The sequence below is a fragment of the Idiomarina sp. UBA3162 genome (genome assembly GCF_002364475.1).
Classification (GTDB): domain Bacteria; phylum Pseudomonadota; class Gammaproteobacteria; order Enterobacterales; family Alteromonadaceae; genus Idiomarina.
On record NZ_DEYI01000079.1, the window covers coordinates 484 to 6,979 of the forward strand.

Here is a 6,496-nt window from a genome sequence, read left to right on the forward strand (position 1 = left end):
CTACCAATTCCACCACATCCGCGTAAACCCTATGCCAACTCAACTAAAATTAGTTTGTCGGCGGAACCTGCTGTCCGTCCTGCTCTTCAACAGGCGGAGTTTGCTGCTCTGGCGCACTCAAATCAGAAAAATCTTCTGCTGTGTCCGAGCTTGCCGTTGATAAGTTACCCAACACCAACGCCAAAACAAAAAAGATAACGGCCAAAATTGCAGTGGTACGACTTAAAAAGTTACCTGAACCCGATGAACCAAACACCGTGTTTGATGCACCTGAGCCAAATGAGGCACCCATATCCGCGCCTTTACCCTGCTGTATCATGATGAAGCCAACAAGAACAATGGCTACAATAAGAAACATCACCATTAATACTTCAAACATAAATTCTATCCCTTGGCTGCCCGACAGATTGCACTAAACTCATCGCCTTTAAGGCTAGCGCCACCAATCAAGCCACCATTTATATCTGCTTCTGAAAACAATGATTCAGCATTATTTGCTTTCACTGAACCACCGTATAATAGTGGAACTTTCGCCCCTACTTGTTGGTAGTTTTCAACTAACCAACCACGAATTTTTGCATGTACTTCTTGTGCTTGCGCAGGCGATGCAGTTTCACCTGTCCCAATCGCCCAAACGGGCTCGTAGGCCACCACAACATGCGCCATTTGTTTAGCACTTAAGTTTGCCAGGCTGTTTTCAAGTTGCGCTTGAATTACTGACCATGTTTTGTCAGCTTCACGTTGCGATTTATCTTCACCTACGCAGACGACCGCAGTCAAACCTGCTTGCGTAACAGCCGCAGCTTTCGCCGCTATAACTTGATCGCTTTCTTGCTGCTCGGCGCGACGCTCAGAATGTCCGAGTAATACATATTCAACGCCTAATTCTTGCAGCATAGCTACCGATATTTCACCGGTATGAGCGCCACTTTCGTGCTCGCTCACATTTTGTGCACCTAACGCTATCTCATCGTAGTAGATGTGACCAGCCATTTCGGCAAGTAACGTAAAAGGTGGACAAACGACTACTTTTACACCGTTAAAGTCGGCTTGATTGTCACGCAGAACTTCACTCATTGTACGAGTAAGTGCTCGGTTACCGTTCATTTTCCAATTGGCAATAACCAGTGGTGCGTTAGACATTGAAGCTCCTCTCTTTAAGGCGCGGGAATATTAGCTGATGCGAACCAAAGTTACAAGTACCAATTTCATTCCCGCGCACTGACTGCCTAATTTGTAGCCGCCTCGACCTCGTGCGCAATTTGTTGTGCAAAGGTCTTAACAATGCGTTTATCGGCACCTTCAACCATCACCCGGATCACAGGTTCAGTGCCAGACTTACGTAATAAAACACGCCCATTTCCCGCGAGCGCAGTTTCAACTTCAGCAACGACGGCTTTCACCTGGTCCGTTTCGAGTGGGTCAGCACCCGGTGCATAACGAACGTTAATGAGGGTTTGTGGCAGCTTTTTAAAGCCTTCTAGCAGCGATTCTACGTCGCGCTCTTCAGCGACCATCGCGGCTAACACTTGCAGACCTGCTAAGATGCCGTCTCCCGTGGTATGAAAGTTACGATTGATGATATGTCCGGAATTCTCGCCACCGAGCGCCCAGTCATGTTCTTTCAGTTGTTCGATGACATAACGATCGCCCACTTTCGCACGAATAAAAGGAATACTGAGAGACTCACAGGCTTGCTCTAATGCAAAGTTACTCATTAAAGTACCAACCACTCCGCCCTTTAACGTGCCCATGCGCAATGCGTTTGTCATTAATACATAGAGTATTTCGTCACCATCAAGAATGCGGCCCTTATCACTGACCATCATGATGCGGTCGCCATCGCCATCCAAGGCAATACCAACATCGGCCTTTTGTTTCAATACTTCTTGTTGCAAGGCATCTAAATGCGTTGCACCACAGCCTTCGTTAATATTAAGTCCGTCAGGACGGGTACCGACCTCAGTGACTTTGGCGCCCAGTTCGCGAAATACATTAGGCGCAATATGATAAGTCGCACCATGAGCACAATCGACGACAATGTGCATGCCAGTGAGCGACAGATGGCTTGGGAATACGCTTTTACAAAACTCGATATAACGGCCAGCGGCGTCATTAATACGATTAGCTCGGCCCAAGTGTTCCGACGCGACGCAATCCATTGGTTCATCGATTAAGGATTCAATATCCAATTCGACCTGATCAGGTAGTTTGTGTCCGTTGTCTGCAAAAAATTTGATGCCGTTATCATAATACGGATTATGAGATGCGCTAATAACAATACCGGCGGCGGCCCGGAAGGTACGTGTCAGATAGGCGATACCTGGCGTCGGCATTGGCCCAAGAAAATCGACATTAACCCCCGCAGCTGACAAGCCAGCCTCGAGCGCTGACTCAAGCATATAACCGCTAATTCGGGTATCCTTACCCACCAGTACTTTGCGTGTGCCTTTGGCCGCCAGCACTTTACCCGCAGCCCAACCGAGTTTAACAGCAAACTCCGGCGTTATGGGATGTTGTCCCACTAAGCCACGCACACCATCCGTACCAAAGTATTTCCTTTCTGTCACAAAAAATCTCCTTCCAGCGTTGCTGATACGATACGCATCGCATCGACTGTCTCTGCCACATCATGCACGCGAATCATGCGTGCACCTTTATAAGCCGCTATTGTGGCCGCTGCAATACTTCCTGACAAGCGTTCATCAACAGTTTTGCCAGTCACATGGCCAATCATAGATTTACGTGACACACCAACAAGCAATGGGCAGCGTAGCTCATGAAAGGCCTGCAATCGTTGCAACATTTGATAATTATGCCGTTGTGACTTGCCAAAACCAAAGCCCGGGTCGAGCCAAATTCGGCTCGGTTCAATACCGGCTCGCTGACATTGCTGAATGCGATCTTCAAGAAAGGTTTTAACTTCGCACACCACGTCTTCGTAGCGCGGATCATGCTGCATAGTGCGAGGTTCGCCTTGCATGTGCATTAAACACACTTCAACATTACTCGCCGCCACCGCTTCAATAGCACCTGGCTCACGCAACGCATTGACATCGTTAATCATGTCTACGCCTGCTTCGATGGCCGCGCTCATCACCGCCGGTTTGACGGTGTCGACAGATACCTTAGCGTCCAACCGTTGTTTAACCGCCCTAAGCACCGGAATTACGCGATCGAGCTCCTCAGCCTCAGCAACCGCCTCCGCGCCAGGACGTGTCGACTCGCCGCCAATATCTAGCCAAGTAGCGCCTGCGTTAATCATCGCTTCAGCACGTCGTAGTGCATCATCAACATTATTGTAATGGCCACCATCACTAAACGAGTCGGGTGTAATGTTCAAGATACCCATTACACTCAGCGGTCGAGCAAGCTTACCCATGGTCTGTTCCTCGTATTATTTGTTCTCAAACTACTGACAAAAAAAAGCCACCCAGTTGGTGGCTTTTTACTGCTTAATTGTTACGACGTGGCGTCGCCCGGCTTGTCCACATTAATAGGACGCTCCGGTCGCTCTTCCTGCTCCGATTTCTCGGCGGTGCCACCGCTTGTGCCATTGCCATTGTCGTCTTGGTCATCCCAACCTTTAGGCGGACGCACATCACGACGGTTCATCAAGTCATCGATCTGCTCTGCATCGATGGTCTCGTATTTCACCAAGGCATCTTTCATCGCATGCAAAATATCAACATTTTCCTCTAAGATTGTCTTAGCACGTTGATAGTTTTGATCAATAACTGATTTAACTTCTTCATCAATGGCACGCGCTGTATCATCAGACATATGCTTATGCTGAGTGACTTGACGCCCCAAGAAGACCTCATTTTCATCTTCAGCATAGAGTAGAGGACCCATTTTTTCTGACAAGCCCCATTGCGTGACCATCTTGCGAGCTATTTCTGTTGCGCGCTCAATGTCATTCGAAGCACCCGTAGTAACCTTATCCGCGCCATAAATAATTTGCTCTGCGAGACGACCACCAAATAAGCTTGAGATCATACTCTCCAGATGTTGCTTGGAATGACTCACACGATCTTGCTCGGGCAAGTACATCGTCACACCTAAAGCACGCCCACGCGGAATAATCGACACTTTATAAACAGGGTCATGTTCGGGTACCAAACGACCCACGATAGCATGACCGGCTTCGTGATAGGCAGTCATCGCCTTCTCATCGTCCGTCATTACCATAGAACGTCGTTCTGCGCCCATCATGATCTTGTCTTTAGCTTTATCAAATTCTTCCATCGAGACAACGCGTTTGTTGCCTCGCGCTGCGAATAGCGCGGCTTCGTTAACTAAATTAGCCAAATCGGCGCCCGAAAAACCAGGTGTACCGCGGGCGATTAAATCAGCACGCACGTCATCGCCAAGCGGGACTTTACGCATGTGTACTTTAATAATCTGCTCACGGCCACGAACGTCCGGTAACCCCACCATAACTTGGCGGTCAAACCGACCTGGGCGCAATAACGCAGGATCAAGTACGTCGGGACGGTTCGTTGCTGCAATAACGATAATACCTTCGTTACCTTCAAAACCATCCATTTCGACCAACATTTGGTTCAGTGTTTGCTCACGCTCATCGTGACCACCGCCCAAACCTGCGCCACGTTGACGACCTACTGCATCGATTTCGTCAATGAAGATGATACATGGAGCCGATTTTTTAGCTTGCTCAAACATGTCACGAACACGTGAAGCCCCCACACCCACAAACATTTCGACGAAGTCAGAGCCAGAGATGCTAAAGAAAGGTACTTTTGCTTCACCAGAAATAGCTTTAGCAAGCAACGTCTTACCTGTACCCGGTGGGCCCACCATCAATACGCCTTTAGGAATTTTACCGCCCAAACGCTGGAACTTCGATGGATCTTTAAGGTAATCAACCAACTCAGTGACTTCTTCTTTAGCCTCATCACAGCCCGCTACATCACGGAATGTTGTTTTGATTTGATCCTCGCTCATCAAGCGCGCTTTACTCTTACCAAACGACATCGCACCGCGACCACCGCCGCCTTGCATTTGGCGCATAAAGAAAATCCAGACGCCGATCAACAACAACATTGGGAACCAAGAGATGAAAATCGAGGTAAGAATGCTTGGCTCTTCGGGTGGCGTACCCGAGAACTCAACATTTTTAGCCGCTAACTGGTCTACAATTTTAGGATCGGATTGGGTTGGAATGACTGTCTTATACGACTGGCCATTTCGAGTCATTACCGTGATGGTACGACCATCTTCACCAAAATCAGCGCGTCGTACATTACCGTTGTCCACTTGCTTTAGAAACTCGCTATACGCCATGCGAGACCCAGCGTTTTCGCCAGGGCTAAAGCTCTGAAAAACGCTCATCAACACAACGGCTATGACGAGCCACAAGATGAGATTTTTTGCCATATCGCTCAAAGCCTATTACCTCTAGTGTATTTAAATAATCAATCTTTAATATCAGGGTACTACAACTTGTAGTCTGTCGCTACCAAGTAAACCTCGCGTGACCGTGATCGTGAAGAACTGGGTTTGCGCGTTTTAACGGTTTTAAATGCTGCCCTGACATCCTTAAGAAATTCTTCAAAACCTTGTCCGTGAAACACTTTGACCGCAAAACTGCCGCCAGGTTTCAGTACTTGGTGACACATATCTAGCGCCAACTCCACTAAATACATAGCTCTTGGCTGGTCGACATTATCATTGCCACTCATGTTGGGTGCCATATCAGACAACACTACATCTACGTTTTTTCCACCAATTCGGCTCAGTAGTGCGTCCAAAACAGCTTGTTCACGAAAGTCACCTTGCAAAAAATCGACCCCAGCGATTGGGTCCATCGGTAAAATATCACACGCAATAATTTGTCCGTCGCCGTTAAAGTAATCGGCTACGTATTGCGACCAGCCACCAGGAGCGGCACCCAAATCGACAACAGTTTGCCCTTTTTTAATCAATTTATCACGCTGTTGAATTTCTTCTATCTTAAATACGGCGCGTGAACGCAATCCACGTTTCTGTGCCTTTTGCACAAAAGGATCATCGAAATGTTCTTTCAACCAACGTTGGCTGCTGACGCTGCGCTTTTTACCCATTAATACTATCCAGACTGTCTGATTAAACTAGCGTGTACCCATTAGATGGCGTTACAATACATATAATTCAAGCTTAAATTACAGGATTATTATCATATGTCGTTAACCAATAAGCAAAAACAGTTTTTAAAAGGCGAAGCCCACCCACTCAAACCTGTCGTTTTACTCGGTGCTAACGGGTTAACTGAGGGGGTTGTAGCAGAAATCGAGCAGGCGTTAGAAGACCACGAGCTAATTAAGGTAAAAGTGCCTGAAGAAGAGCGCGAGTTGCGTAAGCAAATGATGGACGCCATTGTACGTGAAACCGGTGCAGAACAAGTCCAAGTCATTGGTAAAACACAGATCTTGTTCCGCCCCGCGAAAGAGCCTCGGATGCGTTTACCGAAAGCCTAGCTACAATCATAGGCGGG

The 6,496-nt window shown here is 47.7% G+C and carries 7 protein-coding genes; 1 reads left to right on the forward strand and 6 read right to left on the reverse strand.

The features are described from left to right. Positions 1 to 49: 49 nt before the first annotated feature. From secG to rlmE, 6 genes are all read right to left on the reverse strand, one after another. Entirely contained in the window at positions 50 to 379 is a 330-nt protein-coding gene (secG, locus tag B2X00_RS10080; protein WP_290487412.1) for a preprotein translocase subunit SecG, read from the reverse strand. 5 nt (positions 380 to 384) lie between these two features. Then, positions 385 to 1,143 (reverse strand): triose-phosphate isomerase, encoded by a 759-nt coding sequence (gene tpiA / locus B2X00_RS10085; protein ID WP_290487413.1) that lies wholly within the window; start codon positions 1,141 to 1,143, stop codon positions 385 to 387. A gap of 86 nt (positions 1,144 to 1,229) precedes the next feature. Further along, complete coding sequence (glmM, locus tag B2X00_RS10090; RefSeq protein ID WP_290487414.1) at positions 1,230 to 2,570, reverse strand: phosphoglucosamine mutase; 1,341 nt, start codon at positions 2,568 to 2,570, stop codon at positions 1,230 to 1,232. Then, a complete protein-coding gene (gene folP, locus B2X00_RS10095) occupies positions 2,567 to 3,382 on the reverse strand; it encodes a dihydropteroate synthase (RefSeq protein WP_290487415.1) in 816 nt (271 codons plus the stop codon). The genes glmM and folP overlap by 4 nt, the downstream gene beginning before the upstream one ends. 80 nt (positions 3,383 to 3,462) lie before the next feature. Then, positions 3,463 to 5,409: an ATP-dependent zinc metalloprotease FtsH gene (gene ftsH, locus B2X00_RS10100; protein WP_290487416.1), complete on the reverse strand. Its 1,947-nt coding sequence runs from the start codon at positions 5,407 to 5,409 to the stop codon at positions 3,463 to 3,465. A gap of 50 nt (positions 5,410 to 5,459) precedes the next feature. Then, the gene (gene rlmE, locus B2X00_RS10105; RefSeq protein ID WP_071463552.1) at positions 5,460 to 6,086 is read right to left on the reverse strand and encodes a 23S rRNA (uridine(2552)-2'-O)-methyltransferase RlmE; all 627 of its coding nucleotides are present in this window, start codon (positions 6,084 to 6,086) and stop codon (positions 5,460 to 5,462) included. 96 nt (positions 6,087 to 6,182) lie between these two features. Between rlmE and yhbY the strand changes: the two genes are divergently transcribed. Further along, positions 6,183 to 6,479, forward strand: a complete 297-nt coding sequence (gene yhbY, locus B2X00_RS10110) for a ribosome assembly RNA-binding protein YhbY (protein WP_290487417.1) — start codon at positions 6,183 to 6,185, stop codon at positions 6,477 to 6,479. Positions 6,480 to 6,496 lie beyond the last annotated feature (17 nt).

Coding starts and splice junctions, on each gene's coding strand:
- secG (WP_290487412.1), bottom strand. CDS start 379: ATGTTTGAAGTATTAATGGTGATGTTTCTTATTGTAGCCATTGTTCTT.
- tpiA (WP_290487413.1), bottom strand. CDS start 1,143: ATGTCTAACGCACCACTGGTTATTGCCAATTGGAAAATGAACGGTAAC.
- folP (WP_290487415.1), bottom strand. CDS start 3,382: ATGGGTAAGCTTGCTCGACCGCTGAGTGTAATGGGTATCTTGAACATT.
- rlmE (WP_071463552.1), bottom strand. CDS start 6,086: ATGGGTAAAAAGCGCAGCGTCAGCAGCCAACGTTGGTTGAAAGAACAT.
- yhbY (WP_290487417.1), top strand. CDS start 6,183: ATGTCGTTAACCAATAAGCAAAAACAGTTTTTAAAAGGCGAAGCCCAC.